General features: G+C 68.2%; 31 protein-coding genes. 16 read left to right on the forward strand and 15 right to left on the reverse strand.

Annotation, left to right across the window (positions count from 1 at the left end):
* Positions 1-165 precede the first annotated feature (165 nt).
* On the forward strand, positions 166-852 hold the full coding sequence (gene fasR, locus AC5Y3Z_RS03210) for an HTH-type transcriptional activator FasR (RefSeq protein WP_463828233.1): 687 nt from the start codon (positions 166-168) through the stop codon (positions 850-852).
* Here the strand turns inward: fasR and AC5Y3Z_RS03215 are convergent.
* On the reverse strand, positions 849-1,115 hold the full coding sequence (locus AC5Y3Z_RS03215; protein ID WP_463828234.1) for a DUF3107 domain-containing protein: 267 nt from the start codon (positions 1,113-1,115) through the stop codon (positions 849-851). The genes fasR and AC5Y3Z_RS03215 overlap by 4 nt on opposite strands.
* A 196-nt stretch (positions 1,116-1,311) precedes the next feature.
* Between AC5Y3Z_RS03215 and AC5Y3Z_RS03220 the strand changes: the two genes are divergently transcribed.
* Positions 1,312-2,058, forward strand: a complete 747-nt coding sequence (locus AC5Y3Z_RS03220; protein ID WP_473139287.1) for an MmpS family transport accessory protein — start codon at positions 1,312-1,314, stop codon at positions 2,056-2,058.
* 6 nt (positions 2,059-2,064) lie between these two features.
* Here the strand turns inward: AC5Y3Z_RS03220 and AC5Y3Z_RS03225 are convergent, their stop codons facing one another.
* A complete protein-coding gene (locus AC5Y3Z_RS03225) occupies positions 2,065-2,760 on the reverse strand; it encodes a ferritin-like fold-containing protein (RefSeq protein WP_463828235.1) in 696 nt (231 codons plus the stop codon).
* Positions 2,761-3,025: 265 nt separating this feature from the next.
* Here AC5Y3Z_RS03225 and AC5Y3Z_RS03230 point away from each other — a divergent pair, with 265 nt between their 5' ends.
* Positions 3,026-4,546, forward strand: coding sequence for a DEAD/DEAH box helicase (locus tag AC5Y3Z_RS03230; RefSeq protein WP_473139224.1), 1,521 nt, complete (start codon positions 3,026-3,028; stop codon positions 4,544-4,546).
* A gap of 26 nt (positions 4,547-4,572) precedes the next feature.
* On the forward strand, positions 4,573-5,787 hold the full coding sequence (locus AC5Y3Z_RS03235; RefSeq protein WP_473139225.1) for an Rv3212 family protein: 1,215 nt from the start codon (positions 4,573-4,575) through the stop codon (positions 5,785-5,787).
* On the opposite strand, the gene AC5Y3Z_RS03240 is transcribed toward AC5Y3Z_RS03235, so the two are convergent.
* On the reverse strand, positions 5,784-6,584 hold the full coding sequence (locus AC5Y3Z_RS03240) for a ParA family protein (protein WP_463828238.1): 801 nt from the start codon (positions 6,582-6,584) through the stop codon (positions 5,784-5,786). The two genes, AC5Y3Z_RS03235 and AC5Y3Z_RS03240, sit on opposite strands and share 4 nt — an antisense overlap.
* An 86-nt stretch (positions 6,585-6,670) precedes the next feature.
* Here AC5Y3Z_RS03240 and AC5Y3Z_RS03245 point away from each other — a divergent pair, with 86 nt between their 5' ends.
* The 3 genes from AC5Y3Z_RS03245 to AC5Y3Z_RS03255 are packed head-to-tail and all read left to right on the forward strand — an operon-like array spanning position 6,671 to position 8,840.
* Positions 6,671-7,282 carry an acid phosphatase gene (locus tag AC5Y3Z_RS03245; RefSeq protein WP_473139226.1) on the forward strand — a complete coding sequence of 204 codons (612 nt, stop codon included), beginning with the start codon at positions 6,671-6,673 and terminating at the stop codon, positions 7,280-7,282.
* Positions 7,252-8,367 (forward strand): isochorismate synthase, encoded by a 1,116-nt coding sequence (locus AC5Y3Z_RS03250; RefSeq protein WP_473139288.1) that lies wholly within the window; start codon positions 7,252-7,254, stop codon positions 8,365-8,367. Before AC5Y3Z_RS03245 ends, AC5Y3Z_RS03250 begins: the two co-directional genes overlap by 31 nt.
* 44 nt (positions 8,368-8,411) lie before the next feature.
* On the forward strand, positions 8,412-8,840 hold the full coding sequence (locus tag AC5Y3Z_RS03255) for a GNAT family N-acetyltransferase (protein ID WP_463828349.1): 429 nt from the start codon (positions 8,412-8,414) through the stop codon (positions 8,838-8,840).
* On the opposite strand, the gene AC5Y3Z_RS03260 is transcribed toward AC5Y3Z_RS03255, so the two are convergent.
* A complete protein-coding gene (locus tag AC5Y3Z_RS03260) occupies positions 8,792-9,277 on the reverse strand; it encodes a hypothetical protein (RefSeq protein WP_473139227.1) in 486 nt (161 codons plus the stop codon). The genes AC5Y3Z_RS03255 and AC5Y3Z_RS03260 overlap by 49 nt on opposite strands.
* Here AC5Y3Z_RS03260 and AC5Y3Z_RS03265 point away from each other — a divergent pair.
* Both AC5Y3Z_RS03265 and whiB1 read left to right on the forward strand, forming a co-directional pair.
* Entirely contained in the window at positions 9,276-10,241 is a 966-nt protein-coding gene (locus tag AC5Y3Z_RS03265; protein ID WP_463828241.1) for a diacylglycerol/lipid kinase family protein, read from the forward strand. The two genes, AC5Y3Z_RS03260 and AC5Y3Z_RS03265, sit on opposite strands and share 2 nt — an antisense overlap.
* Before the next feature lie 285 nt (positions 10,242-10,526).
* Entirely contained in the window at positions 10,527-10,781 is a 255-nt protein-coding gene (gene whiB1 / locus AC5Y3Z_RS03270; protein WP_036353357.1) for a transcriptional regulator WhiB1, read from the forward strand.
* A gap of 66 nt (positions 10,782-10,847) precedes the next feature.
* Here whiB1 and AC5Y3Z_RS03275 read toward each other — a convergent pair whose 3' ends face one another.
* Both AC5Y3Z_RS03275 and AC5Y3Z_RS03280 read right to left on the reverse strand, forming a co-directional pair.
* Entirely contained in the window at positions 10,848-12,350 is a 1,503-nt protein-coding gene (locus AC5Y3Z_RS03275) for a sensor histidine kinase (protein WP_473139228.1), read from the reverse strand.
* A gap of 9 nt (positions 12,351-12,359) precedes the next feature.
* Entirely contained in the window at positions 12,360-12,575 is a 216-nt protein-coding gene (locus tag AC5Y3Z_RS03280; protein ID WP_463828350.1) for a biotin/lipoyl-binding carrier protein, read from the reverse strand.
* A gap of 192 nt (positions 12,576-12,767) precedes the next feature.
* On the opposite strand from AC5Y3Z_RS03280, the gene AC5Y3Z_RS03285 reads away from it, so the two are divergent.
* Entirely contained in the window at positions 12,768-12,842 is a 75-nt protein-coding gene (locus AC5Y3Z_RS03285; protein WP_089025046.1) for a 50S ribosomal protein bL37, read from the forward strand.
* Positions 12,843-12,845: 3 nt separating this feature from the next.
* Here AC5Y3Z_RS03285 and rsrA read toward each other — a convergent pair whose 3' ends face one another.
* Together rsrA and AC5Y3Z_RS03295 are read right to left on the reverse strand one after the other, a co-directional pair.
* A complete protein-coding gene (rsrA, locus tag AC5Y3Z_RS03290) occupies positions 12,846-13,151 on the reverse strand; it encodes a mycothiol system anti-sigma-R factor (protein ID WP_473139229.1) in 306 nt (101 codons plus the stop codon).
* Positions 13,148-13,801, reverse strand: a complete 654-nt coding sequence (locus tag AC5Y3Z_RS03295; RefSeq protein WP_463828351.1) for a sigma-70 family RNA polymerase sigma factor — start codon at positions 13,799-13,801, stop codon at positions 13,148-13,150. Before AC5Y3Z_RS03295 ends, rsrA begins: the two co-directional genes overlap by 4 nt.
* 558 nt (positions 13,802-14,359) lie before the next feature.
* On the opposite strand from AC5Y3Z_RS03295, the gene AC5Y3Z_RS03300 reads away from it, so the two are divergent.
* The 3 genes from AC5Y3Z_RS03300 (at position 14,360) to AC5Y3Z_RS03310 (ending at position 15,899) form a co-directional block, all read left to right on the forward strand.
* Entirely contained in the window at positions 14,360-14,533 is a 174-nt protein-coding gene (locus AC5Y3Z_RS03300; protein ID WP_473139230.1) for a hypothetical protein, read from the forward strand.
* Positions 14,534-14,601: 68 nt separating this feature from the next.
* On the forward strand, positions 14,602-15,450 hold the full coding sequence (locus AC5Y3Z_RS03305) for an SDR family oxidoreductase (protein ID WP_463828245.1): 849 nt from the start codon (positions 14,602-14,604) through the stop codon (positions 15,448-15,450).
* Between the two features lie 26 nt (positions 15,451-15,476).
* Positions 15,477-15,899 carry a YbaK/EbsC family protein gene (locus tag AC5Y3Z_RS03310; RefSeq protein WP_473139231.1) on the forward strand — a complete coding sequence of 141 codons (423 nt, stop codon included), beginning with the start codon at positions 15,477-15,479 and terminating at the stop codon, positions 15,897-15,899.
* Between the two features lie 14 nt (positions 15,900-15,913).
* Here AC5Y3Z_RS03310 and AC5Y3Z_RS03315 read toward each other — a convergent pair whose 3' ends face one another.
* Positions 15,914-16,660, reverse strand: a complete 747-nt coding sequence (locus AC5Y3Z_RS03315) for an SDR family NAD(P)-dependent oxidoreductase (RefSeq protein ID WP_473139232.1) — start codon at positions 16,658-16,660, stop codon at positions 15,914-15,916.
* 109 nt (positions 16,661-16,769) lie between these two features.
* On the opposite strand from AC5Y3Z_RS03315, the gene AC5Y3Z_RS03320 reads away from it, so the two are divergent.
* Complete coding sequence (locus tag AC5Y3Z_RS03320; protein ID WP_473139233.1) at positions 16,770-17,540, forward strand: SDR family NAD(P)-dependent oxidoreductase; 771 nt, start codon at positions 16,770-16,772, stop codon at positions 17,538-17,540.
* A 50-nt stretch (positions 17,541-17,590) separates the two neighbouring features.
* On the opposite strand, the gene AC5Y3Z_RS03325 is transcribed toward AC5Y3Z_RS03320, so the two are convergent.
* Positions 17,591-18,346 carry an SOS response-associated peptidase gene (locus tag AC5Y3Z_RS03325; RefSeq protein ID WP_473139234.1) on the reverse strand — a complete coding sequence of 252 codons (756 nt, stop codon included), beginning with the start codon at positions 18,344-18,346 and terminating at the stop codon, positions 17,591-17,593.
* A 43-nt stretch (positions 18,347-18,389) separates the two neighbouring features.
* Here AC5Y3Z_RS03325 and aroA point away from each other — a divergent pair, with 43 nt between their 5' ends.
* Positions 18,390-19,658, forward strand: coding sequence for a 3-phosphoshikimate 1-carboxyvinyltransferase (gene aroA / locus AC5Y3Z_RS03330; protein WP_473139235.1), 1,269 nt, complete (start codon positions 18,390-18,392; stop codon positions 19,656-19,658).
* Positions 19,655-20,635 (forward strand): ribosome small subunit-dependent GTPase A, encoded by a 981-nt coding sequence (gene rsgA / locus AC5Y3Z_RS03335; protein ID WP_473139236.1) that lies wholly within the window; start codon positions 19,655-19,657, stop codon positions 20,633-20,635. The genes aroA and rsgA overlap by 4 nt, the downstream gene beginning before the upstream one ends.
* Positions 20,636-20,777: 142 nt before the next feature.
* Here rsgA and AC5Y3Z_RS03340 read toward each other — a convergent pair whose 3' ends face one another.
* From AC5Y3Z_RS03340 to AC5Y3Z_RS03360, 5 genes are read right to left on the reverse strand one after another with little or no spacing between them, the layout of a single operon-like run.
* Entirely contained in the window at positions 20,778-22,289 is a 1,512-nt protein-coding gene (locus tag AC5Y3Z_RS03340) for a GMC family oxidoreductase (RefSeq protein WP_473139237.1), read from the reverse strand.
* A gap of 7 nt (positions 22,290-22,296) precedes the next feature.
* Positions 22,297-23,163 carry a beta-keto acid cleavage family enzyme gene (locus AC5Y3Z_RS03345; RefSeq protein WP_473139238.1) on the reverse strand — a complete coding sequence of 289 codons (867 nt, stop codon included), beginning with the start codon at positions 23,161-23,163 and terminating at the stop codon, positions 22,297-22,299.
* 10 nt (positions 23,164-23,173) lie between these two features.
* Positions 23,174-23,710, reverse strand: a complete 537-nt coding sequence (locus AC5Y3Z_RS03350; protein WP_473139239.1) for a hypothetical protein — start codon at positions 23,708-23,710, stop codon at positions 23,174-23,176.
* Between the two features lies 1 nt (position 23,711).
* Positions 23,712-25,430: a GMC oxidoreductase gene (locus AC5Y3Z_RS03355; protein ID WP_473139240.1), complete on the reverse strand. Its 1,719-nt coding sequence runs from the start codon at positions 25,428-25,430 to the stop codon at positions 23,712-23,714.
* On the reverse strand, positions 25,411-26,889 hold the full coding sequence (locus AC5Y3Z_RS03360; RefSeq protein WP_473139241.1) for a flavin-containing monooxygenase: 1,479 nt from the start codon (positions 26,887-26,889) through the stop codon (positions 25,411-25,413). Before AC5Y3Z_RS03360 ends, AC5Y3Z_RS03355 begins: the two co-directional genes overlap by 20 nt.
* Between the last annotated feature and the right edge of the window lie 25 nt (positions 26,890-26,914).

The raw sequence follows: 26,914 nt of genomic DNA on the forward strand, positions 1-26,914 counted from the left end.
GCATCCGGCCCTGGCGCGCCCGAAAACCGCCCTCGGTCAGGTGCTGGGACGCACTGTGACACCGGTTCGGATCGGCCGGACGCCGCAGGTAGTAGTCTTCTTGCGAAACACTGCGCGCCTTCGGGGATGGCAAAATGGGCGCACCACCAATGGATTGAGGGAGTGATGAGCGATCTCGCCAAGGCGGCGCCGCGACGCGCTGTCCGATCGGCCGACGGTGTCCGGCCGGGCGAAGGCGCAGCCCCCTCCAACCGGCGGGGCAGCCGGCTGCCGCGCGACGAACGTCGCGGTCAGCTGCTGATCGTCGCCAGCGACGTGTTTGTCGACCGCGGCTACCACGCCGCCGGGATGGACGAGATCGCCGACCGCGCCGGCGTCAGCAAACCGGTTCTTTACCAGCACTTTTCCAGCAAGCTCGAGTTGTATCTGGCGGTGCTGAACCGGCACGTGGACAATCTGGTGTCCGGCGTGCAGCAGGCGCTGGACCGGACCACCGACAACCGGCAGCGGCTGCATTCCGCGGTGCAGGCGTTCTTCGACTTCATCGAACACGACAGTCAGGGTTATCGACTGATTTTCGAGAACGACTACGTCACCGAGCCCGAGGTGGCCGCGCAGGTGCGGGTGGCGACCGAGTCGTGCATCGACGCGGTATTCGCGCTGATCGCTGAGGACTCGGGACTGGACCCGCACCGCGCCCGGATGATCGCCGTCGGCCTGGTCGGCATGAGCGTGGACAGCGCGCGGTACTGGCTGGACTCCGATCGACCGATTTCGAAGTCAGCTGCCGTGGACGGGACCGTGCAGTTCGCCTGGGGTGGTCTGTCGCACGTGCCGCTCACCCGCTCCTAGGATTTGGCCCCGCTGTCCGCCTTGGCCGCGACCTCCGCGCCGACGCCGAAGCCGACCCGCCGCGCATCGGCGACCCCGATCTCCACGTAGGCAATCTTGGCCGCGGTGACCAGGAACCGGCGTCCGCGCTCGTCGTTGAGGGCCAGTACACCCGCTTCGTCGCGCACCGCCGCGCCGACCAGTTCTTCCACCTCAGCCGGCGTCTGCGCGCTGGAGAACACCAGCTCGCGCGGACTGTCCGTGATTCCGATCTTGACCTCCACGCAGGCCCCTTCCGTTGGCGTATCCGTCGCAGGCGTCTCTCTGCAGCAGGCTAGTGGACGGGTCTGACCTACCCCGCCCCGCGCCCCCCGACTCGCAGTTCGCGGTAAGCGAACGAACCCGTCACGATTCGGTCTAACCGCGCCCGGATCCGGGCCGCACCCGAATCACATCGATACCATCGGCAACATCAGTACCATACGTAACACCCTCCACGATTTCTTCCGGGACCTCGAAGACTTCCCGGACGAGGAAGGCTACCCGGCCGACGACGACGGTTACGTCGAAGACGGCGACGGATACGTCGAAGACGAGGACGCCGACGAGACCTGGGACGACGAGTGGGCCTGGCCGGCCGACAACCGGTGGCGTCCGGCCGCTCTGCTGGTCGGCGCGGTGGCAGCTGTCGGCGCCGTGGCCACCGCGGTCATCATCAACAGCGGCGACAGCGCGACCACCAAGGCCACCGTCGGGGCCCCGACACCGAAGTCGGTGATTTCCACCACATCCCGGCCCTCCCCGCCCACCATGTCCCCGGCACCGACCAACCCGCCGACGACGCGACAACTGCCGCCGGAGACCGTCACCACCTTGGCGCCGCCCAGCATCGGGCCGACCAGGCTGCCCACCGCGGCGCCGCTGCCGACCACCACCCCGCCGGGAGCCGCCCTGAGTCCGCGCACCGTCATCTACAGCGTCACCGGCACCAAGCAGATGTTCGACCTGGTGAACATCGTCTATACCGACGCGCGCGGATTCCCGGTCACCGAGTTCAACGTGGCCCTGCCCTGGTCCAAGATGGTCGTGCTCAACCCGGGCGTGCAGACCGAATCGGTGATCGCGACCAGCATCTACGGCCAGCTGAACTGCTCGATCGTCAACGCCCAGGGTCAGTTGGTGAAAGCTTCGGCCAACAACTCGGCGCTGGCCACCTGCACCCGCTGAACCCGCTCAGCTCAGGCCGAGTTCGTGCATCCGCTGATCGTGCGTCTTCTGCAGCCGATCGAAGAACGCGCCGAGCTGACCCAGCCCGCCTCCGCCGGAAAGTACCAGGTCAACCAGCTCATCGTGGTCGGCCAGCAGGTACTGAGCCTGGGTGATCGCCTCGCCGAGCAACCGGCGGGACCACAGCGCCAGCCGACTGCGTTGTTTGCCGCTGGAGGTCACCGCGGCGCGCACTTCGGCCACCACGAACTGGGAATGCCCGGTCTCGGACAACGTCGCGCGGACCACGTCGGCGATCTCGTCCGGCAGGCCGCCCGCGATCTCCAGATACAGATCGGCGGCCAGCGCATCCCCGACATAGGTTTTCACCAGAGCTTCCAGCCACGTACTCGGAGTGGTCAGCCGGTGGTAGTTCTCCAGCGCGGACACGTACTTCGACATCGCCCGGACGACGTCGACACCACGGCTCTCCAGCGCGTCGCGCAGCAGTTCGTAATGCCCCATTTCGGCGGCAGCCATGCTGGCCATCGAGATGCGGCCCTGCAGATTCGGCGCCATCCGCGCCTCGTCGGTCAACCGGTAGAACGCCGCCACCTCGCCGTATGCGAGCAGCGCGAACAGCTCGTTGACGCCGGGATGATCGGCGGAGAGCTGGGATCCGGGCGAATCCGCCACCTCGTCGGCAGATGAAGGTGGAGGCATGGCAACACTCTAATAGGCCGGCTCCGAAGAGTACGGGTCACGCCGGATGAGCAGGTATCATGGATAACTGGTAGTGGCTGAATCTGTGCTGCCACCGCCGAGGAAATGTGCGTGCACGTAGCCGCCCGCCCAAAGATCGACCAGGAGCGCGGGCCCGGCGAAGTAGTCGGAATCGGATTTCGTGCGCGCGTGAACCGCGACACAGACAGAGCACGAACTAATCCGAACCAGTTCGATTACTTCACCGGAAGGCTTCAACCCGCGTATGACCGCACTCAAAAATGCCCCTGAACTCACCTTTGCCCAGCTCGGAGTGCGCGACGAAATAGTTCGCGCACTCGCCGAGAAAGGCATCGAGACGCCCTTTGCCATCCAGGAACTGACCCTGCCGCTCGCGCTTGACGGCGAAGACGTGATCGGCCAGGCCCGTACCGGCATGGGCAAGACCTTCGGGTTCGGCGTGCCGCTGCTGCAGCGCGTCACCTCCGAAACCGCGACGCGACCGCTTACCGGCGCCCCGCGCGCCCTGGTGGTCGTGCCCACCCGCGAGCTGTGCCTGCAGGTCACCAACGACCTGGCGTCCGCGGCGAAGTATCTGACCGCGCCGAAAGACCCCGAGGTCGCCGACGGGGCGCAGCGCCCGCTGGCGGTGGTCTCAATCTACGGCGGCCGGGCCTACGAGCCGCAGATCGAAGCGCTGCACAAGGGCGCCGACGTCGTGGTGGGCACGCCGGGCCGGCTGCTCGACCTGTGCCAGCAGGGTCACCTGCAGCTGGGCGGACTGTCCGTCCTGGTGCTCGACGAAGCCGACGAGATGCTTGACCTGGGCTTTCTGCCCGACATCGAACGCATTCTGCGGCAGATCCCGGCCGACCGGCAGTCGATGCTGTTCTCGGCGACCATGCCGGATCCGATCATCACGCTGGCCCGCACCTTCATGGTCCAGCCCACCCACATCCGCGCCGAGGCGCCGCACTCGCTGGCCGTGCACGACACCACCGAGCAGTTCGTCTACCGCGCCCACGCGCTGGACAAGATCGAACTCGTCAGCCGCATCCTGCAGGCCGGCGGCCGCGGCGCGACCATGATCTTCACCCGGACCAAGCGCACCGCCCAGAAGGTGTCCGACGAGTTGCAGGAGCGCGGTTTCGCCGTCGGCGCCGTGCACGGTGACCTCGGACAGATCGCGCGCGAGAAGGCCCTCAAGGCATTCCGCTCCGGCGACATCAACGTGCTGGTCGCCACCGACGTCGCGGCCCGCGGTATCGACATCGACGACGTCACGCACGTCATCAACTACCAGTGCCCCGAGGACGAGAAGATGTACGTCCACCGGATCGGACGCACCGGCCGCGCCGGCCGCACCGGCGTGGCGGTCACCCTGGTGGATTGGGACGAGCTCGAACGCTGGTCCGCGATCGACCGGGCACTGGGCCTGGGCTCGCCCGACCCGGCCGAGACCTACTCCAACTCCCCGCACCTGTACACCGAGCTGTCCATCCCGGCCGAGACGGGCGGCGCCGTCGGCGAACCGCGCAAGGCCCCGGTCAAGCGCCGCGAAGCCGGCGACGAGAGTTCCAGCCGTCCCCCCCGTCGCACCACCAAACGCAAGCGCACCCGCGGCGGCAAGCCGGTCACCGGGCATCCCGTCGCGAGCGGTGACGCTGCTGACGACCCGGGCACGCCCGCGGCACCCGGGACGACCTCCGGTGCCACGTCCAGCTCGCCGGCCCGGCGGCGGCGGCGTCGTCGCAAGCCGGCCGATGCCGCCCCTTCGACGATCTAGCCGACCAGCACAGCCATACTCAGCGCATGGTCCGACCTGAGCGCCGAACCAAGGCCGACATCGTGGCTGCCGCGACCATTGCGATCGTCGTCGCGGTCGCGGCGGCGCTGATCTGGTGGACCAGCGACGCGCGGGCCACCGTCAGCCGGCCGGCGGCCACCCCCGCAACCGCGCCCACGCCCGTCCGTGAGGTTCCTACCACGCTGCATGAGCTCTGGAGCGCACCCAGTGCGGCGACCCGGGTTCCGGTGGTGGTGGGTGGAACGGTGACCACCGCCGCTGGACGCCTGGTCGAAGGGCGCGACCTGACCACCGGTCAGCCACTGTGGAGCTACTCGCGCGATACCGACCTGTGCGGGGTGACCTGGATCTATCGCTACGCCGTCGCGGTCTACCGGGACGACCGCGGCTGCGGTCAGGTCAGCACCATCGACGGATCGACCGGCCGCCGCGGACCTGCCCGCAGCAGCTATGCCGATCCGCAGGTGCGGCTGTCCTCCGACGGCACCGCCATCCTGTCGGCGGGCAGCACCCGGCTGGAGATGTGGCGCTCGGACATGGTCCGGATGCTGGCGTACGGCGAGACCGACGCCCGGGTCAAACCGTCGGCGCGGGGTTTGCACTCGGGCTGCACGCTGGAATCCGCCGCGGCGAGTTCATCGGCGGTGTCGGTCCTCGAATCGTGCGCCGACCAGGCCGACCTGCGCCTGCTGCTGCTGCGTCCCGGCAAGGACGACGACGAACCCCAGCAACAGGTGGTGCAGGAAGCCGGCGTGCGGCCGGGCACCGGGGCGCGGGTGCTGGTGGTCTCGCAGAACCGCACCGCGGTGTACCTGCCGACCCCGCAGCCGCACGTCGACGTGGTCGATGAGACGGGCGCCAGGGTGGTAAGCCTGCCGCTGGACGGTCCGCCGTCGGCGTCGTCGGTGGTGTCCACGACCGGCAGCCTGGTCACCTGGTGGACCGGAGATGCGCTGCTGGTGTTCGAAGCCGGCGACCTGACCCTGCGCTACACCATCGCCGCAGGAGATTCGGCGGTTCCGGTGGGGCCCGGGGTGATGATGGCGGGCCGGCTGCTGGTGCCGATCACCGGTGCGATCGGCGTCTACGACCCGGTCAGCGGGCAGCCCAGTCGCTATATCGACGTGCAGCGATCGCCCAGCAGTGCCGCGGTGATCCCGGTGGTGTCCGGTTCGCGGGTGATCGAGCAGCGCGGTGACACCGTGGTCGCGCTGGGCTAATACTCCACGCTGAAGGTGGGCAGCGGCTTACCGGTCTTCCAGTGCTTGAGCAGCGCCTCGGCCAGCTCGCGGTAGGCCATCGCCCCTTTGTTCTTGCGCCCGGCCAGCACCGAGCAGCCCGACGCACTGGCTTCGGCGAAGCGCACCGTGCGCGGGATCGGCGGTGCCAGCACCGGCAACTCGTAGCGGTCGGCCACGTCGAGCAGCACGTCCCGGGTATGGGTGGTCCGCGAGTCGTACAGCGTCGGCAGGGCGCCGACCAGCCGCAGATTCGGGTTGGTGATCTGCTGGACGTCGGCGACGGTGCGCAGGAACTGGCCGACGCCGCGGTGCGCCAGGGTCTCGCACTGCAGCGGCACCATCACCTCGTCGGCGGCGGTGAGCCCGTTGAGGGTGAGCACACCGAGCGACGGCGGGCAGTCGATGATCACCACGTCGAACGCGTCGGCGAGTTTGGTCAGCGCCCGCTTGAGTGCGTATTCGCGGCCGGCCCGCATCAGCAGCATCGCCTCGGCACCCGCCAGGTCGATGTTGGCCGGGAGCAGCGTCATGCCCTCCGAAGTCGCCACCAGCGCCGCGTCGGGCTCCACCTCGCCGAGCAACACCTCGTGCACCGACACGGGCAACTTGTCGGGGTCCTGGCCCAGCGAGAAGGTCAGACACCCCTGAGGGTCGAGGTCGACGAGCAATACCCGCTTTCCTTTGTCCACCATCGCCGCACCGAGCGACGCGACCGTCGTCGTCTTGGCCACCCCGCCCTTTTGATTGGCCACCGCCAGCACGCGCATGTCGCTCATGGTGCCCATACTGGCATGTATCAGATCGTCTGGTTCGGGTGGCGGGCCCGGCGGGGTTCCGGCGTGTCTCGGGCACAATCGCTGGCATGGGCGTGCAGAACCACCGGCTGTTGTTGTTGCGCCACGGCGAGACCGAATGGTCGAAATCCGGCCAGCACACCGGGCGCACGGATATCGAGCTGACCGACGCCGGCCGGGAGCAGGCGGAGTTCGCCGGGGTGGTACTCGGCGACCTCGGCCTGACGGACCCGTTCGTGATCTGCAGCCCGCGGCGCCGCGCGCTGGCCACCGCCGACCTGGCCGGCCTCATCATCGATCAGGTCACCCCGCTGCTCGCCGAATGGGACTACGGCGAGTACGAGGGTCTGACCACCCCGCAGATCCACGAATCGGACCCCGACTGGCTGGTGTGGACGCACGGATGCCCCGGCGGGGAAAGCGTCGCGCAGGTCAGCGAACGCGCCGACCGGGCCGTAGCTCTGGCGCTGGAGAACATGCAGAACCGGGACGTACTGCTGGTCAGCCACGGCCACTTCTCCCGCGCGGTGATCACCCGGTGGGTACAACTGCCGGTGCGCGAAGGCAGCCGCTTCGGCATGCCCACCGCGACGATCGCCGTGTGCGGGTTCAAGCACGGCATCCGGCAGCTCAGTCAGCTCGGGTTGAGCTGTCATCCCCGACCGAATGCGCTGACGTGAACCCGGAACCGCCTTTCGCGCTGATCGGACCGCGGGGGACCCTGGTTGCCGACGGCGTACGGGCACGTTACGACGATCTGCGGGCGGCCCAAGCGGCCCTGCGTTGCGGTGCCGCACCAATAGTGTTGGGCGCGTTGCCATTCGACGTGAGCCGACCGGCCGCGCTGGTGGTCCCGGAACACGTCGGCGCGCTTCCCGACTGGCCGACGGGTCCGCTGCCGACGGTTCGCATCGACTCGGCCGTGCCGCCCCCCGCCGAGCACCGCTCCCGGATCAGCCGCGCCCGCGAGCAGCTGGCCGCCGACGACAACCCGCTGCACAAGGTGGTGCTGGCCCGGGCGCTGCAGTTGTCCGCCGACGCGCCGCTCGACCCCCGCGCGGTGCTGCGCAGGCTGGTCGCCGCCGACGCCGACGCCTACAGTTTTCTGGTCGACCTGAGCGCAGCCGGCGGCGACTACGTCGGGTCCGCGCTGGTGGGCGCCAGCCCGGAACTGCTGGTCGCGCGTTCCGGCGAGCGGGTGGTGTGCCGGCCCTTCGCCGGCTCGGCACCGCGCTCCCCCGACCCGGACACCGATGCCGCCAACGCCGCCGCGCTGGCCGGATCGGCCAAGGACCGACACGAGCACCGGTTGGTCATCGACGTGATGCGGGCGGCGCTGGAGCCGCTGTGCACCGACCTGACCATCGCCGCAGAGCCGCAGCTGAGTCGTACCGCGGCGGTCTGGCACCTGTGCACCCCGGTGACCGGCCGGCTTCGCGATACCTCAACCACTGCAATCGATTTGGCGTTGGCGTTGCATCCCACCCCGGCGGTCGGGGGGGTGCCGGCCGACGCGGCCGCCCAGCTGATCGCCGCGCTGGAAGGCGACCGCGGCTTCTACGCCGGCGCGGTCGGCTGGTGCGATGCCCGCGGGGACGGTGACTGGGTGGTGTCGATTCGGTGCGCACAACTTTCGGCCGACCGGCGTACCGCGCTCGCCCACGCCGGCGGCGGCATCGTGGCCGAGTCCGACCCCGACGACGAAGTCCTGGAAACCACCACGAAATTCGCCACCATCCTCAATGCGTTGGGAGTCGCGCAGTGACCATCCGTCGCGCCGCACCGGGCGATGTCGCCGACATCACCGCCATGATCCACGAACTCGCTGCCTTCGAACATGCCGCCCAGCACTGCACCGTCACCGAAAAGCAAATAACCGCAGCACTTTTCGATGACACGCCGACGGTGCACGCGCACGTCGTCGATGTCGACGGACAACTCGCCGCGATGGCGTTGTGGTTCCTCAACTTCTCCACCTGGGACGGCGCGGCGGGGATCTACCTGGAAGACCTCTACGTGCGGCCGGCGTTCCGGCGCCGCGGTCTGGCCCGCGACCTGCTGAGGACCCTGGCCGCCGAATGCCGCACCCACGGCTACACACGACTGGCGTGGGCGGTGCTCAACTGGAACGCGGACGCGATCGCCCTGTACGACGGGATCGGGGCGGCGCCGCAGCGCGAGTGGACGACCTACCGGTTGTCCGGTCCGGAGTTGGCCGCGCTGGCCGGACCCCGCTGATCGTCGCCGGCGGCCCAGCGCACCGCCGGCGGGCTGAACAGCAATCCCAGGGTGCCCAGTGCCACCAGCCCCAACGGGATGCCGTACACCGGCCGGTGGGATCCCACCGCCAGATACCAGGCCACCGGCAGCAGCAACAGCTGGGTGAACACGGCCAGCCCACGGCCCCACCGCTTGCCGGTCACCAGGGCCCGGCCCCCGGCCAGCACCGCGGCACCCACCACGGCGAACCACGCCGCGGTGCCCAGCCCGTTGACGACGTGCTGATCGGCCCCGGCCAGACCACGGACCACCAGGATCGCGGCCACCACCAGCGCTGCCGCGCCCTGGGCCGCCACGACGAAGCCGGCGCGACGGACGGTGGGCGGGACGGGGATGCGCACAGAGCCAGCGTAGAGCGTGATCCGCACCGCATACCGCTTAAGCTCATGGCTCATGCGTGCCATGTTGATCGCCAACCCGATCGCCACCAGCATCACTCCGGCCGCCCGGGCGCTGGTGACGCACGCACTGGAAAGTCGCGTACAGCTCACCATCGCCAACACCGAACACCCCGGTCACGCGGAGGAACTCGGGCACACCGCAGCGGCGCAGGGGTACGACCTGGTCGTCGTGCACGGCGGTGATGGGACGGTGAGCGCGGTGGTCAACGGCATGCTCGGCCGTCCCGGTTCCACTCCGGCCGGGCCGGTGCCGGCGGTGGCGATCGTGCCCGGCGGCTCAGCCAACGTGCTGGCCCGGGCGCTGGGCATGCACCGCGACCCCACCGAGGCGACCAACCAGCTCATCGACCTGCTCGACGCGTACGAACAGCACCGGCAGTGGCGGCGCATCTCCCTGATCGACTGCGGCGAGATGTGGGCTCTGGTCAACGCCGGGATGGGCGTCGACGCGGAGGTGCTGGAGGCGGTCGAAGCGGCGCGCGAGCGGGGCGTCAAGGTCACGCCGATGAACTACTGGCGGATCGCGGTGCCCGTCTCGGTGCGGTTCAGCCGGCGTGACCCCAACCTGATCCTGGAATTGCCCGACAAGGAGCCCGTCTCCGGCGTGCACTTCGTCTGGGTGTGCAACACCAACGTATGGACCTACAGCGACGACCGGCCGATGGTGACCAACCCGGGTTGCAGCTTCGACTCCGGCCTGGGCATCTTCGCGCTCACCAGCATGAAGCTGATTCCGACCATCAAGGTGTTGCGCCAACTGCTCGCTAAGCGTCCCGATCCGCGGGGCAAGCAACTCATCCGCGACGACGATGTGAGTTACGTGACCGTCACCAAGATGGCCACGCCCGCCGCCTTCCAGTGCGACGGTGAGTACCTCGGTCTACGCGATTCCATCACGTGCCGGGTCGTTCCGAGCGCCTTGGCGGTGGTTGCTCCGCCACCGAATTCAGGTCCGTGACCTGCGCAGATCAAGCTGTGACGAGCTCGCGACGAAAATGTGGGGCGAAATTCGCCGAGTAGTGTAGTACAACTGGTTAAGGGTATGGGTAAGAGATCGGTGAAGTGAGATAGCCCACGAGCCCGCGTAACACTATTGACATCTGTTGAGCCTGTGAAACGATCAAAAGGTTGCATGCACAGAGATATGCAGAGGTACGGAAAATCCCTTTCTTGCGCACGCTTTAACAGCCAAGAAGAAAATGCCCGTGTGCAGTGCTGCGCACATAGTGAGGAGTAGAGACTAATGGATTGGCGCCATAGGGCGGTGTGTCGCGACGAAGATCCGGAACTGTTCTTCCCGGTTGGGAACAGCGGCCCGGCACTCGCGCAGATCGCTGACGCGAAACTGGTCTGTAATCGGTGTCCGGTGACCACGGAATGTCTCGGATGGGCTCTGAACACCGGTCAGGACTCGGGCGTGTGGGGCGGAATGAGCGAAGACGAGCGGCGCGCACTCAAGCGCCGCAACGCCCGGACGAAAGCCCGAAGCGGAGTCTGAACCCAGACTTCACAGCTAATGCGGCCCCGGAGATTTCCGGGGCCGCATTGCTGCGTGCGACCACAGTCACAGCAGCAACCGGCCCCGTCGACCGATCGGCACCCGCAGCACCACGTCGGTGCCGCGATCGGCGCTCTCCCGCATGTCCAGGGAACCGTCCAACTCCGCGGAGACCAGCGTCCGGACGATCTGCAGCCCCAGGCTGTCGGACTTCTCCAGACTGAACCCGTCGGGCAGGCCGCGCCCGTCGTCGTGGACCACGACGTCCAGCCAGCGGGCCGAGCGTTCGGCCCGGATCGTCACCGACCCGACCGCAGCCGTCGGATCGAACGCGTGCTCGATCGCGTTCTGCACCAGTTCGGTGATCACCATGATCAGCGCTGTCGCCCGGTCGGAGTCCAGGACTCCCAGGTCGCCGACCCGGTTGATCCGGATCGGGCGGTCCACCGAGGCCACGTCGTTCATGATCGGCAGGATCCGGTCGATCACCTCGTCGAGGTTGACCTGCTCGTCCACCGACATCGACAGCGCGTCGTGCACCAGCGCGATCGACGACACCCGGCGCACCGATTCGATCAGGGCCTCGCGCCCCTCGGCGTTGACGGTGCGGCGGGCCTGTAGCCGCAGCAGCGCCGCCACCGTCTGCAGGTTGTTCTTCACCCGGTGGTGAATCTCACGGATGGTGGCGTCCTTGGAGATCAGCGCGCGGTCCCGGCGCTTGACCTCGGTGACGTCGCGGATGAGGATCGCCGCCCCGGCGTTCTCCCCGTGCACTACCAGCGGCAGCGTGCGCAGCAGGACGGTGGCGCCGCCCGCGTCGACCTCCATGCGCATGCTGGATCCGCCGGCCAGCAGGTTGAGGATGTGCTCGGCCACCTCCTGCGCCTCGAACGGATCCGAAATCAGCGGCCGGGTGATCTTGATCAGGTTGTGGCCCTCCAACTCGCTGGTCAGGCCCATCCGGTGGTAGGCCGACAGCGCGTTGGGACTGGCGTACGCCACGATGCCGTCGACGTCGAGGCGGATGAAGCCGTCCCCGGCGCGGGGCGTGGACCGCGACATGGCGACGTCGCCGACGTCGGGGAAGGCGCCGTCGGCGATCATGTGCAGCAGATCGTCGGCGCAGGCCCGGTAGGCCGTTTCCAAGTGGCCGGACATCCGCTCGGCTGCGGTGTCGGTTTGGTGCTGAGTCAGCACGGCCACCACGTTGTCGCGAAACCGCACCGGCGACGCGACGACGTGCGGCCCCGGCAGCGGCCACGAGTGTGGTTCACCCACGTCGCTCTCCTGCACGCCGACGCCGGCCGCGAAGGTCTGGGAGACCAGCGGCAACTGGTCGGCGGGCACGACGCTGCCCACCGCGTCGGTCTGCAGGACCGTCGGCGCGGTATTGGGCCGGCACTGCGCGACGCAGACCAGCACCTCGTCGTCGCGACGCACCCACATCAGGTAGTCGGCGAACGACAGGTCGGCCAGTAGCTGCCACTCCCCTACGACCGCGTGCAGGTGATCGACGGCGTTGCCGGGCAGCACCGTGTGTTCGGCGAGCAGATCACCGAGAGTGGACATGGGCTTCGGTCAGCTGATGACAGCGATCAGGTCGCCGGCCTGGATCACGTCACCGACCGACACGCTCACCTGACTGACGGTTCCACCGACTTCGGCCAGGACCGGGATCTCCATCTTCATGGACTCCAGCAGCACCACGATGTCGCCCTGGCCGATTTGGTCGCCTTCGTTGACCACGACTTCGAGCACGCTGGCCACGATCTCGGCGCGAACCTCCTCGGACATCATCACCCCACTCGTCTCGGCCAACTGCGCATGCTGCTCTCGGCTTTGTATATCGAACCATAAGGCCGTTGGCGACCGCGGCGCGCGGGCGGTGGACAGCGCATCGGTGTCCGCATGAGACACTGGACGGTAATCGAGCGGCCGCTGGCCGCCCAGCAGCTGCCCAGAAGCTTCACGAAACGAGGTTCAGACATGGCCAAGCGAGGCCGGAAGAAGCGCGACCGCAAGTACAGCAAGGCCAACCACGGCAAGCGGCCCAACGCCTGAGGATCAGAACTCGCCCTGGACGATCGTGGTCCGGCTGATCTGGATCCGCAGCCGCTCCCGTAGGCCGTCCGGAGCCTTCTCACCGCTGCATTTCATCGCGATCAGTTCTTTGATCCGCTCTTCGATGCCGTAGTGCTGCAGGCAGCCGGGGCAAGCATCGAGGTGCCGTTGCAGAATCGCCTTCTCGTCCGGCTGGCATTCGCCGTCGAGCAGGGTCCAGATCTGGGCGATGACCTGCGCGCAGCCCAGATGACGGTCGGAGTCGTGGCTACTCGAGCACGAACCGGCGGCGCCGGGTTGTTCACTCATGACGACACCTCCTCGTGCGCCTGCCCACGGACGAAGCCGCGGTCCTTGGCGACGTCGGCCAGCAGTTCGCGGAGCTGACGTCGGCCGCGGTGCAGCCGAGACATCACGGTACCGATCGGGGTGCCCATGATCTCGGCGATCTCTTTATAAGGGAAACCTTCGACGTCGGCGTAGTAGACGGCCATCCGGAACTCTTCCGGCAAGGCCTGCAGGGCCGCCTTGATCTCGGTGTCCGGTAGTGCTTCGAGTGCCTCGACCTCGGCAGAGCGCAGCCCGGTGGAGGAATGCTCGGCGTTGGCGGCCAGCTGCCAGTCGGTGATCTCGTCGGTCGGGTACTCCGCCGGCTGCCGCTGCTTCTTGCGGTAGCTGTTGATGTAGGTGTTGGTCAGAATGCGGTACAGCCACGCCTTGAGGTTGGTGCCCTCCCGGAACGAGCGGAACCCGGCGTAGGCCTTGACCATCGTCTCCTGCAGCAGGTCTTCGGCGTCGGCGGGGTTGCGGGTCATCCGCAGCGCACCGCCGTAGAGCTGGTCGAGCAGCGGAATCGCGTCACGCTCGAAGCGTGCCGTCAGTTCGGCGTCGGTCTCCTGGCGCGCGGGCGGCCCGTTTTCGGCGACCGAGGGTCCGGTCTCGCCATCGGTGTCGGCCATGTTGATTACCACGGTCCCTTCGGTTGCGGTGTGACCGGGCAACGCGGCCAGCGCCGCCGGACTCGCAAGGAAGCGATCCAACCGCGCGTCGCACAACAGGCTCGTCGCAGTTGACACCAGGTTCCTTTCTCCCAATCTAAAGGCCGCCACCGACAGTGTCTGCCTCGGACCGCTCGGCACGGATTTCACCGACGCCGATGTGAACGTCGCTTCAGTCAACGGCATTATCGGTCGAGGTATTTCCGGTCGGCAGTTGTCCGGCCATCCTGCAAGACTCGAGTGGTGCCAGTTGGCACGCACACCGTCTCCCGGCAGGTCCGCGGGCCATGGGCGCTCAGCGTCAGCAGCGAGTTCTGGGATGGCTTCACTCCGGCCGCCCTGCGCCCGCAAGGTGCTCCCGGCACGTTGAGCACCACTTTTCTCGTCGAAGCGGATGGTCAAGGGCCGAGGCGGCCGAACAAACGGCCCGCTTCCTGGCGCTGGAGGTGGATGCACGGGGGTGGGTCGACGTTGCGCAGCGGAATCCGGTGATCGCCGATGTCCAGCAGGAGCTGCCGGATGCTGCGATCGATGCAGGCCGAAGCAGCGGTGCTCGCGGTGCGGGAAATCAACGAACTGGGCCCGTTCGCCGCGGAACTCGTCGTCCTGCGCGGCGCCAACGTGCCCGACGGGTTGCCGACGCACGAACGCCGCCTGGACGCGGAGATCAGCGAACGGTACGGACCGCGGTGACGCTGCGCGCATCACGGGAGCGACGCACCGGAGAAATGGCCGGTCGAAGCGGAGGTTAGTGTGACGCCATGTCGCTGAATGGGAAGACCATGTTCATTTCCGGCGCCAGCCGCGGTATCGGCCTGGCGATCGCCAAGCGCGCCGCGCAGGACGGCGCCAATATCGCGCTGATCGCCAAGACCGCCGACCCGCACCCGAAACTGCCGGGCACCGTCTACACCGCCGCCAAGGAACTCGAGGAGGCCGGCGGCCAGGCGCTGCCGATCGTCGGCGACGTGCGCGACCCGGAGTCCGTCGAGTCCGCGGTGGCCAAGGCGGTCGAGCAGTTCGGCGGCATCGACATCTGCGTCAACAACGCCTCGGCCATCAACCTCGGATCCATCACCGAGGTGCCGATGAAGCGCTTCGACCTGATGAACGGCATCCAGGTGCGCGGCACCTACGCGGTCTCGCAGGCGTGTCTGGCGCACATGAAGGGCCGCGAGAATCCGCATGTGCTGACGTTGTCGCCGCCGGTGCTGCTGGGCAAGGAATGGCTGAAGCCGACCGCATACATGATGGCCAAGTTCGGTATGACGTTGTGCGCGTTGGGCATTGCCGAGGAGATGCGGGAGGAGGGCATCGCGTCGAACACGCTGTGGCCCCGCACGATGGTGGCCACCGCCGCGGTGCAGAACCTGCTCGGCGGCGACGAGGCGATGGCCCGGTCCCGCAAGCCCGAGGTGTACTCCGATGCCGCATACGTGATCCTGAACAAGCCGTCGCGGGAGTACACCGGCAACATGCTGCTGTGTGAGGACGTGCTGGTCGAGTCCGGCGTCAGCGACCTGTCGGTCTACGACTGCGTACCGGGTTCGCAGTTGGGTGTGGACTTCTGGGTGGACGGGGTCAACCCGCCGGGGTACTCAGGCTCCTGAGCGCCGCCACGCCTGCGATTGCGGCGTTGGTCAAAGCCGGTGTGCGGCATGAGGTTCGGCAGTTCGAGATGGTTGCCGACCTGTCGCGGGGCACCGGGATCGCGCCGGCGCAGGTGTTCAAGACGCTGATCATCGCGCTGCCCGCTGAGCTGGCGGTCGCGGTGGTGCCGGTGCCGGCGAAGTTGTCTTTGAAGGCTGCCGCGGCCGCTTTCGGGGTGGCCAAGGCCAAGATGGCCGAACCCGCTGCGGCCGAGCGCTCGAGTGGCTATGTCGTCGGCGGGATTTCGCCGTTCGGTCAGCGTAGGCGGCTGCGGACCGCAGTGGACAGTTCAGTTGTGGAGTGGGACCGGGTGTTGTGCAGCGCGGGCCGACGGGGCTGGGATCTGGTGGTCGCGCCGGCAGATCTGCTCCGATTGACCGACGCGATCACCTGGGATCTGGCGATCTGAGCAAATGATGCCGTTCACACTGTCAGGTATCCGCCGTCGACGGCGATGGTGCTGCCGGTGATGTACGAAGCGGCATCGGTGCACAGGAACAGCGCTGCACCTGCGCAGTCCCGGGGGGTCCCCGGCCGGCCGAGCGGGGTGTGAAAGCCGATCTCGACGTCCCGGATTTGCGGGATCTGTATCGCCGGCTGCGTGATCCGGGTATCGATCAGCCCGGGCGCGACCGCGTTGACGCGAATGCCGTCGTCGGCCCAGCGGCGGGACAGATTCATCGTCAAAGCAAGCAGGCCCATCTTCGCTGAGGCGTAACCGGGAACGAACACCGCTGAACGGAAGGCGGACATCGATACGATGTTCACCACACTGGCACCGCCGGACATGTTGCTGGACTTGAGCTTTTCGTGACAACCCATGGTGAGCCGCATGGGACCGAACATGTTCTGCGCCACCGATGCGATGTAGCCGTCGGGATCGTATTCGTCACCCGCCGGGTAGGGGCCGCCAGCGTTGTTGACCAGGATGTCCAATTCGTTCAGTGAGTTCACCAGTGCGTCGACGGAGTCGGCCTCCTGAATGCGGCACTGCCGGTAGGCGAAGGAGCTGAGGTCGGCGTCGTATTCGGTTGGTGCAGTGCGTGTTCCGGTGACTGTGACGGAGGCGCCGGCCTGGGCAAAGGCCGCGGCGATACCGTTGCCGATCCCGCTGGTGCCGCCGGTGACCAGGACGTGGGCCCCGGTGAAGTCGAACTTGACTGAATTCACTCGGTCGTCCTCCAGTCGCCGAACCCGGGCCGCGCTCGATCGATCTCAGCCATGAGGTGCGATCCTTTACAGTCCTGAAGGTGAAAGTCAAGACCCGAGAGGGGTAACCATGGGACTGCGCGGCCTGGCCGACCGGGTCGCTGTCGTGGTGGGCGGCGCCACGGGCATCGGGGCGGTGACGGCGGCACGGCTGGGCGACGAAGGATGCCCGGTGGTGGTGGGTGACGTCGCCGCCGGTGCCGCCCGGCAGACCGCCGAGCGCATCGTCGCGGCAGGCGGTACGGCGTCGCATGTTGTCTTCGACTTGTCCGACACGGACTCCGTGGCCGCGCTGATGGACTGCGCAACAACGACTTTCGGTGGTGTCGACCTGTTGTTCAACGTGGGCGCGGACATGTCGACCTTGCGCGCCGACACCGACGTCGTCGACATCGAGTTCGACGTGTGGGATCGCGTCATGGCGGTCAACCTGCGTGGGTACGTCGCTGCCATGAAGTACGCCATCCCGCACATGCTGGACCGGGGCGGCGGGGCGATCGTGAACATGTCGTCGGCGGCGGCCTTCCAGGGCGAGCCCGCGCGTCCGGCCTATGCCACCGCCAATGCCGGCATCGGCGCACTGACCAGACACGTCGCTGCCCGGTGGGGCAAGGAGGGGATCCGCTGCAACGCCGTCGCACCGGGCTTCACCGCCACCGACGCGATCCGTGCCGCCCCGCAGTGGTCACAACTGCAAGCCGGTGCACTCAAACGGATTCGAGGACACCGCGTCGGCGCTCCCGATGACATCGCGGCCTTGGTCGCCTTTCTGTTATCCGCGGAAGGCGAGTGGATCAATGGGCAGGTGATCAACATCGACGGTGGCACGGTGCTGCGTTGATCGGCAATCCTGAGCCCGCCAGGAGGCGCCGCATGGTCTCGAGGACGCGCCTACAGCAAAGTCATCTGCCCAGGCTGCGACTCGGCCGGCTGCAACAGCTCCGACCCGTTGTTGCGGACGCTGTTGACCAGCGTCGACACCTGGCGCACCGCAATGCCGCCGATGTCCGGCGGACGGGCCAGCAGGTCGGGGTCCAGCGGTGCGTCCGGATCCAGCCAGGCATCCCACTCGTCCTCGGCCAGGATCAGCGGCATCCGGTCGTGGATTTCAGCCAGTTCACCGACCGCGTCGGTGGTGATGATCGTGCAACTCAGCAGCGGATCCGCCTGCTTGTCTGGCTTCCACACCGACCACAGCCCAGCCATGAACAACGGCTCACCGTCGTTGCGGTGCATGAAAAACGGTGTCTTGGGCGACTTGCCGGTCTCCGGATTGGGCTGCCATTCATACCAACCGTCCATCGGGACCAGGCAGCGTTTGCTCTTTGCCGAGCCGCGGAAGGCCGGCGACGTGGCGACCTTATCGGCGCGGGCATTGATCAGCAGGGGGCCTTTGGTGTCCGGCGCACCGTCCGGGCCGGCTTTCACCCAGGGCGGCAGCAGGCCCCAGCGCATCAACCGCACCCGGCGGGTGGCCTCGTCGTCCGGCTCGTCGTGCCGGGTCACCACGGTCGCGATGGCAGTGGTGGGTGCCACGTTGTAATTGGGCTCCGAACTGCGCTCGGAGGTACCGGTCGCTTCGTCGATCGCCTTGATTTTCTCGGCCAGCAGTGCCGGATCGGTGGTGACTGCAAAACGTCCACACATATCTCCATGTTGGCAGAAGCCACCGACACGAGATGATGGAGCGGTGAGCGCATGGCAGGCCCCGTCCGCACCGGCCCCGGTGCACGCGACCGTGACCGTCCCGGGCTCGAAGTCGCAAACGAATCGCACCTTGATTCTGGCGGCGCTCGGCGCCGGCACGTCGACCATTGCCGGAGCCTTGCGCAGCCGTGACACAGACCTGATGATCGGGGCGCTGCGAGCCCTGGGCCTGCGCGTCGACGGCACCAGCACCGACCTGACGGTGGACGGCCGCATCGAACCCGGCCCCGATACCCGCATCGACTGCGGACTGGCCGGCACCGTGCTGCGCTTCGTCCCCCCGCTGGCCGCACTCAGCGCCACCCCGGTCACGTTCGACGGCGACGAGCAGGCTCGTTCCCGACCCATCGCGCCCCTGCTGGATGCGCTGCGGGGTCTGGGCGTGCCGGTCGACGGGACCGGGTTGCCGTTCCGCGTGCAGGGCAGTGGTTCGGTGGCCGGCGGGACGGTGGCCATTGACGCCTCGGCGTCCTCGCAGTTCGTCTCGGGCCTGTTGCTGTCCGGGGCGTCGTTCACCGACGGCCTGACCGTGCAGCACACGGGTGAGTCGCTGCCCTCGGCGCCGCACATCGCGATGACGGTGGCGATGCTGCGCCAGGCCGGCGTCGACGTCGACGACTCGGTGGGCAATCGTTGGCACGTGCATCCGGGCACGGTGCAGGCCCGGCACTGGCAGGTCGAGCCGGACCTGACCAACGCGGTCGCGTTCCTGGCCGCCGCCGTGGTCACCGGAGGTTCCGTGCGCATCACCGGCTGGCCGGCAACCAGCGTGCAACCCGCCGAGCACATCCTGGACGTGTTGGCCAAGCTGAATGCGGTTGTCGAGCAGGGTGATTCGGCTCTGGAGGTGCAGGGTTCCCCCGGATACGACGGGTTCGACATCGACCTGCGCGACGTCGGCGAACTGGCGCCTTCGGTGGCGGCGCTGGCGGCGCTGGCGGCGCCGGGATCGGTGTCGCACCTGAGCGGGATCGCGCATCTGCGCGGGCACGAGACCGACCGGCTGGCCGCCCTGAGCACTGAGATCAACCGCCTGGGTGGTGATTGCCGGGAGACCGACGACGGCCTGGTGATCACCGCCGGTCCGTTGCAACCCGGGCTCTGGCGCGCCTACGCCGATCACCGGATGGCAATGGCTGGCGCGATCGTCGGGTTGCGGGTCCCCGGCGTGACGGTCGACGACATCGGCGCCACCACCAAGACGCTGCCGGAGTTTCCCCAACTGTGGACCGAAATGGTAAGCAGCGCTTGAGAACTGGCGACTACGACGAGTCCGACGTCAAGGTCCGGTCCGGCAAGGGATCGCGGCCCCGGACCAAGACCCGTCCGCAGCACGCCGACGCCGAGGCCGCCATGGTGGTCAGCGTCGACCGCGGCCGCTGGGGGTGCGTGCTGGGCGGGCAACCCGATCGCAGGGTCACGGCGATGCGGGCGCGCGAACTGGGCCGCACCCCGATCGTGGTCGGTGACGACGTCGACATCGTCGGCGACCTGTCCGGGCGCACCGACACCCTGGCCCGCATCGTGCGGCGGGGTCCGCGGCGAACGGTGTTGCGGCGCACCGCCGATGATGATGACCCCACCGAACGCGTGATCGTGGCCAACGCCGACCAACTGCTCATGGTGGTGGCACTCGCCGACCCGCCACCCCGCACCGGCCTGGTCGATCGCGCACTGATCGCCGCCTACACCGGCGGGCTGACGCCGATCCTGTGCCTGACCAAGACCGACCTCGCCCCACCCGAACCGTTCGCCGAACAATACGTCGACCTGGACCTCACCGTGGTCGTCGCCGGCGTCGACGACCCTCTGCTCGCGGTGGCAGACCTGCTCGACGACACGATCACAGTGCTGCTCGGGCACTCCGGAGTCGGCAAGTCGACACTGGTGAATCGCCTTGTGCCCGAGGCGGATCGGGCGGTGGGCAACGTCACCGACATTGGGCGGGGCCGGCACACCTCGACCCAGTCGGTCGCACTGCCGCTGCAAAACGGGGGGTGGGTGATCGACACCCCCGGCATTCGATCGTTCGGCCTGGCCCACATCAAACCCGACGACGTGCTGAAGTCGTTCAACGATCTCGCTGAGGCCATCGAGGACTGCCCGCGCGGCTGCGGACACATGGGTCCGCCGGCCGATCCGGAATGCGCGCTGGACCTGCTCACCGGCACCGCGGTGCGCCGTGTCGGTGCGGCCCGGCGGTTGCTGGCCACCCTGAGGGAGGGGTGAGACGTCGCGCGGTGAGTTTCCCTTGCCGAGCGGCCCCACAAGTACGGTAAAACGCCGCGAAAACCGTGCATGTGGGGTCGCTCGCGCGAACGAATGGAACCCCGCAATCAGCGCACCACTCGGACGGATCCGACGCGTCTGATCAGGCGAGCAGGAAGTCCGCGCAGCGTTCGCCGATCATGATGGCGGCAGCATTGGTATTCGCGCGCGGAATCCGGGGTAGCGCCGATGCATCGGCGACCCGCAGATTGTCGACGCCGCGCACCCGCAGATGCTCGTCGAGGGGACTCTCGGGGTGCGTGCCCATCGCAACAGTGCAGGCCGGATGGTAGGTGGTGATCGCGGTCTGCCTGATGCACGACTCGAGGTCCGTACCGGGACCCGGCAGCAGCTCCGGTCCGAGGGCGGACGCGATCGGTTCGGTGGCCATGATTTCGCGCGTGCGCCGCACAGCGCGGATCAGCGCTTCGACATCCTCGCGCTCGGAGAGCAGATTCATCCGGATCACCGGTGGCGTCGCGGGATCCGATGAGCGTGTCAACACCTCGCCACGACTCTTCGGCGTCCAGTACGAATGTCCAATCGACAGAGCGGGTTTCAGCGTGTCCGCTGCTGGATCGGCCGTGGTGTCGGCGAGGATGGTCATCAACTGAAAGTCGCAGGCCGGCAGCTCTGGTGTCGACCGGATGTGGGCGACCGCCTCGACGCCGCTGTTCGCGAGCTTGCCGCTGCGGCCGAATACCCACTGCAGCAACCATTTCGGGTGCGACGCGTCCGATAGGCCGACGTAGCCCGGCGCGAGGGACCAGATCGCCCAGGCGTGCGGGTGGTCGGTGAGGCCCTGACCGACCAGGGGATTGTCGATGACCGGATTGATTCCAACGCTTCGCAAATGGTCGGCGGGACCGATACCGGACAGCTGCAGCAAGTGTGGCGTGCGGTAGGCGCCCGCGCTCACGACGACGTGGCCGGCGAAGGCCTGCTGGACCCGACTCCCCCGTCCCTGACGGCGGTATTCGATGCCGACGGCGCGGCCCTTACGGATGATCACCCTGCCGACTTCGGCCCGGGTCAGGACGGTCAAATTGGGCCGCCGGCGCAGATAGCCGCGCGGCGTGCTCCAGCGCCGGCCTCGGTGGATGTTGACCGGGGCGATCGCCGCTCCGTCGAGTTCGGGTCCGCTGACGTCGTCGTCTGCGCAGACGCCCGCCGCCCGTGCCGCAGCGACGAACCGCCCCGACAGTTCGTCGGGGCAGGGGTTTCGCCCAATCCGCATCGGGCCCTGCTCAATTCGGGCGAACACCGGCGCCACGTCCGTCCACGACCAGCCGGGCAGTTGCCAGTCGTCGTAGTCGAGATGGCTGCCCTTGACCCACACCATCATGTTCATCGCGCTGGTTCCGCCGAGCACCCGACCGGCGTGCAACGGCATCCGGCGATCGCCGCAGGCGGCCTCCGGCTCGGATTCGTAGCACCAGTCCAGCGCGGTGCCGAATAGCCGGACGTTCGCCAGCGGCGCGCGCACCTCCAGTCGCCGGTCCGAACCGCCGGCCTCGACCAGCAGCACCCGGGACGTCGACTCCGCAGCAAGCCTTCCGGCCACCGCACATCCGGCTGATCCCGCTCCCACGACGATGTAGTCATATACAGCCACGGAACACCTACCTTAGCGCCAGAATTCGTGCCGCTTGCGCTGGCGTTGCGACCGAGCGGCCCGAACGTTCGCACAGGCGAACGGCTTCCGCCACCAATTCGACATTGGACGGCGACCGGTCGCCGCGGTAGAACTCCAGTCCCAGGTGCAGGTGGCCGCCGCGTGCGAGCGCAAGCTCAGCGATCGGACAAGCGCACAAGTCCCCGCCGACCACCGAAACAGCCCACGGAATGTCGCACCCGTCGAGCAGTTCCAGGTAGGCGTCGAGTGCGCGCTCGGTGGGCGGCAACCCGAAAGGGGCGCCCAGGTAACCGGATTCGGTGGCGAAGTAGAGCTTGATCATCGTCCCCTGCGGCAGCCGGCCCGCCCGCCACCACGCGAGCGCGGCCCGCAGGAACCCGGGTTCGTAGATGGCCAGACTGGGCCCGAGCCGGGCCTCGCGGCAGATCTGGAAAGCACGCTCGATCGTCTCAAATGAGTTGCGGTAGACGAAATCTCCGGCCGGCACCCCGTCAGCGTCGGTGCCGCCGAGATTGACCGATCCGGGGTCGGTGAGCCCCACGCGCAGCCCGGCCGCGGCCAGCGGCACCAGGTGTTCGTAGGAGATCGAGAGCTCCGCACCGAAATGCACCGTCGGGTACAGCAACGCGTCGGGTCGGGCGGCCAGGACCGGCCGCCATCCCTCGAGGTAGCGTTCGGCCGCTTCTGCCACGCCGACCCCATGCAGGTCGATGTGGTTGTGAATGATCGCCGCGCCCGCCTCGATGCACGCCAGCGCGTCCGCGGCGATCTCCGAAGGCGTCACCGGCACCTGGGGATTGACCGACTTGGGGGTGACGCCGTTGATGGCGCATTCGATGATGACCGGAGTCATTTCGAGGCAGTCAGAGCCAGCCGGTGCGGGCGGCGGGTACCGGCTCGGGGGGCGACGGCGCCAAATGCCCGTCGCGCACCCCGTCGAGCATCCGTTGCACCGCGGCCACGATTTCCGGTGCCGCCGAGGCGATTCCGGCCACGTCGGCCCCGCTGACCTGGTCCGCACCGATGCCGGCCCGGGCCAGCACGGCGGGCGGGTCGGCCAGTTCCTCGGCCAGCCAGGCGACGGGGTCGGCGGACAGCTCCGGGACGAAGTGCCGGCCGCCGGGTTCCCAGCCGTCGAACCGGGGGTGGTGATGGGCCCGGTCCAGCGTGCCGGGCGGGCTTTCGGTGGAGCCGAACAGGTCCACCCGCCACACCGGGCGGTTGAAGGCGATCGGGATGCCGGCGTAGATCGATCCGTGCGGGTCGGCCCGGTCGACGATGCGCAGCTCCAGCCTGACTCCCCGTTCCGGGGTCTCCTGGCCGGTGCGCGGGTTCGGGTCGACGAAGTACATGTCCCCGACGACCACACCCAGGTTCTCGAATCCGAACGCGGCAAGCATGTCAGCGAGCGTAGTCCCGCTCGGAGCGCAGCGCGCCGGGCGCGGTCACCGGGACGGCCGGCCGGACCGGCGCCACCGGGGCGATGCGTTCGTAAGGTGACCCCAGCGGCGGCCGCGGGTCCGACTCGCCCTTGTTCGGCCACAGCGAGGTGGCCCGCTCGGCCAGCGCGGTGATGGTCAGGGACGGGTTGACGCCCAGGTTGGCGGTGATCGTGGACCCGTCGATGACGTGCAACCCGGGGTGGCCGTGCATGCGGTGGTAGGGGTCCACCACGCCGGAGTCCGCCGATTCGGCGATCACGCAGCCGCCGATGAAGTGCCCCGTCATCGGGATGTCCGCCAGGTCCGCCCAAGCGCCGCCGGCGATGCCGTCGAGGTGCTCGGCCGCGCGCCGGGCGACTTCGTGACCGACCGGGATCCAGGTCGGGTTCGGCTCGCCCACGCCTTGCCGGGATTTCATCCGGCGCCCGAACAGCCAGGGGCGGGTGTAGGTGGTCAGCGAATTGTCGTGGGTTTGCATGACCAGCAGCGGAATGGTCTGCTCCGACCAGCGCTTCGGGTTGAGCAGCCGGCGCAGGTCCCGACGTTGGCGGACAAGCTCTTTCATCCCGGTCCGCCATCGCCTCCCCCCGTCCAATCCGTCGACCAGGACGGTGCCCATCAGCCCCATCAGGTTCGAGTCGTGGCCGTAACGGCAGGGCTCGACGTGGGTGTGGTCGTCCGGGTGGATGGAGGACGTGATCGCGACACCCTCGGAATAGTCCACGTCGTCGCGACGGGCCCGCACGGCCAGGATCGCCTCGGAATTGGTCCGGGACAGCTCGCCGAGCTTGGGCGAGATGTGCGGCAGGCTGCCGCGGTCGCGCAGCTTGTGTAGCAGCCGCTGGGTGCCCAGGGCAGCTGCGGAGAACACCACCTGCTCGGCGGTGAAAACACGCCGTCGGCGCCGCAGTTTGCCGCCGGTGCGGCGGGTCACCACGTCGTACCCGCCGCCGGCGCGGGGCCGCACGTCGACGACGGTGGTCAGCGGGTGGACCGTCGCGCCGAGGTTCTCGGCCAGGTAGAGATAGTTCTTGACCAGCGTGTTCTTAGCGTTGTGCCGACACCCGGTCATGCATTCGCCGCAGTGCCGGCAGGCGTTGCGGTCCGGGCCGGCCCCGCCGAAGTACGGGTCGCCCACCGGGGCGCCCGGCTCGGCCAGCTTGCCGTCGGACCCGGTGAAACACACCCCGACCGGGGTGGCGTGGAACGTGTCGGCGACGCCGAGATCGGTGGCGATCTTCAGCATCACCTTGTCCGACGGCGTGGTCCGCGGGTAGGTCTCGACGCCCAGCATCCGCTTGGCCTGGTCGTACCAGGGCAGCAGTTCGTCCTTCCAGTCGGTGATGCCGCTCCAGCGCGGGTCGGCGAAGAACCCGTCGCCGGGCTGGTAGAGCGTGTTCGCGTATACCAGCGAGCCGCCGCCGACCCCGGCGCCGCTGAGCACCACCGCGTCGGTGAGCACGTCGATGCGCTGGATGCCGTAACACCCGATCGAGGGCTTGAACAGGTAATCGCGGACGTGCCAGCTGTTCACCGCGTAGTCCTCGTCCCGGAACCGGCGTCCGGCCTCGAGAACGCCTACCCGGTAACCCTTTTCGCTGAGCCGCAGCGCGGTGACGCTGCCCCCGAAACCGGATCCGATGACCAGCACGTCATAGTCAAACGAGGCTTGACTCACGCGACAACACCTCCTGGAAATCGCCGAGGGCTGCGGTCCGGGTGCGACGCTGATATTCGTGCACCAGCCCGGGCCAGTTGGTGGTTACCCGGCCGGACGCGGTGCGATACCACGAGTCGCAACCGGTCCACACACCCTTGTCGAGGCGGGCCTGGACTTCGGCGTCGTAGGCCCGCTCGACGGAGGGCCGGACTTCGAAGGCGCGCCCGGGTCCGCGGCGGGCGAGCTCGGTCACGATCTGACGGATGTAGCCGGCCTGCTGCTCCATCATCAGGATGACCGAGCTGCTGCCGAGATTGGTGTTGGGGCCGTAGATCAGGAACATGTTCGGGAAGCCGGTGACCGCGATGCCGAGGTGTGCGCGGGCACCGTCGGCCCACTCGGCGTTCAGGTCCCGTCCGCCGCGGCCGGTGATCGTCATCGGCGCGAGAAACTCGGTGGCCTTGAAGCCGGTGCCGTAGATGATCACGTCCACCTCGTGCAGCCGGCCGTCGGCGGTACGCACCCCCGTCGGCGTCACCTCGGTGATCTCTTCGGTCTGCACGTCGACGTTGTCGCTGGCCAGCGCCGGATACCAGTCGCTGCTGAACAGCACCCGCTTGCACCCGATCGGGTAGTCGGGGGTGAGCTTGGCCCGCAGCTCCGGATCTTTGATGTGCCGCTTCAGGTTCGACGACGCCAGCGCCTGCAGCATCCGGGCCAGGGGTTTGGCCCTGGTCAGGGCCAGGCCCAGCAGTTCGGTGGTCTCCCAGATCACGCCACGCATGGCGGCAGCCCAGCCGGGCACCTTCTCGAACGCGGCGTGGTGCCGGTCGGTGTAGGCCCGGTCCACCTTCGGCACCACGTAGGGCGCGGAGCGTTGGAAGATGGTGACCTGTCCGGCAGTTTGGCGGATGCGCGGAACGAACTGGATGGCCGACGCCCCGGTGCCGAGCACCGCGACCCGCCGGCCGGTCAGGTCGACGTCGTGGCGCCACTGCGCGGAGTGGAAGGACGGCCCGGTGAACGAGTCCAGTCCCGGGATGTTCGGCAGCGAGGGACGCGACAGCTGGCCCACTGCCGGTACCAGCACCTCGGCTTCCAGGACTTCGCCGGATGCGGTGGTCACCCGCCAAGTGGCGGTGCCGTCGTCGTATTCGGCGGAGGTGACCTCGACCCCGGTCCGGACCAGCTCGCGCAGGCCGAACTGCTCGGCGGTGTCGTGGATGTAGCCCAGGATGTCGGGTTGCTCGGCGTAGCGGCGCCCCCAGTCGTTCTTGCGGGCGAAGGAATAGGAGTACAGATTCGACGGGACGTCGCAGGCGGCGCCGGGATAGGTGTTCTCCCGCCACACACCGCCGATGTCGTCGGCCTTCTCCAGCACGGTGACGTCGGCGAGACCGTCGTGGGAGAGTTCGTATGCGGCGGCCAGGCCTCCGAAGCCGGCGCCGATTACCAGGACACGGGGACGAAATCGCATGCTTTGAAATTACGAGCTATGGCAC

This window comes from Mycobacterium sp. NGS61 (assembly GCF_059812325.1).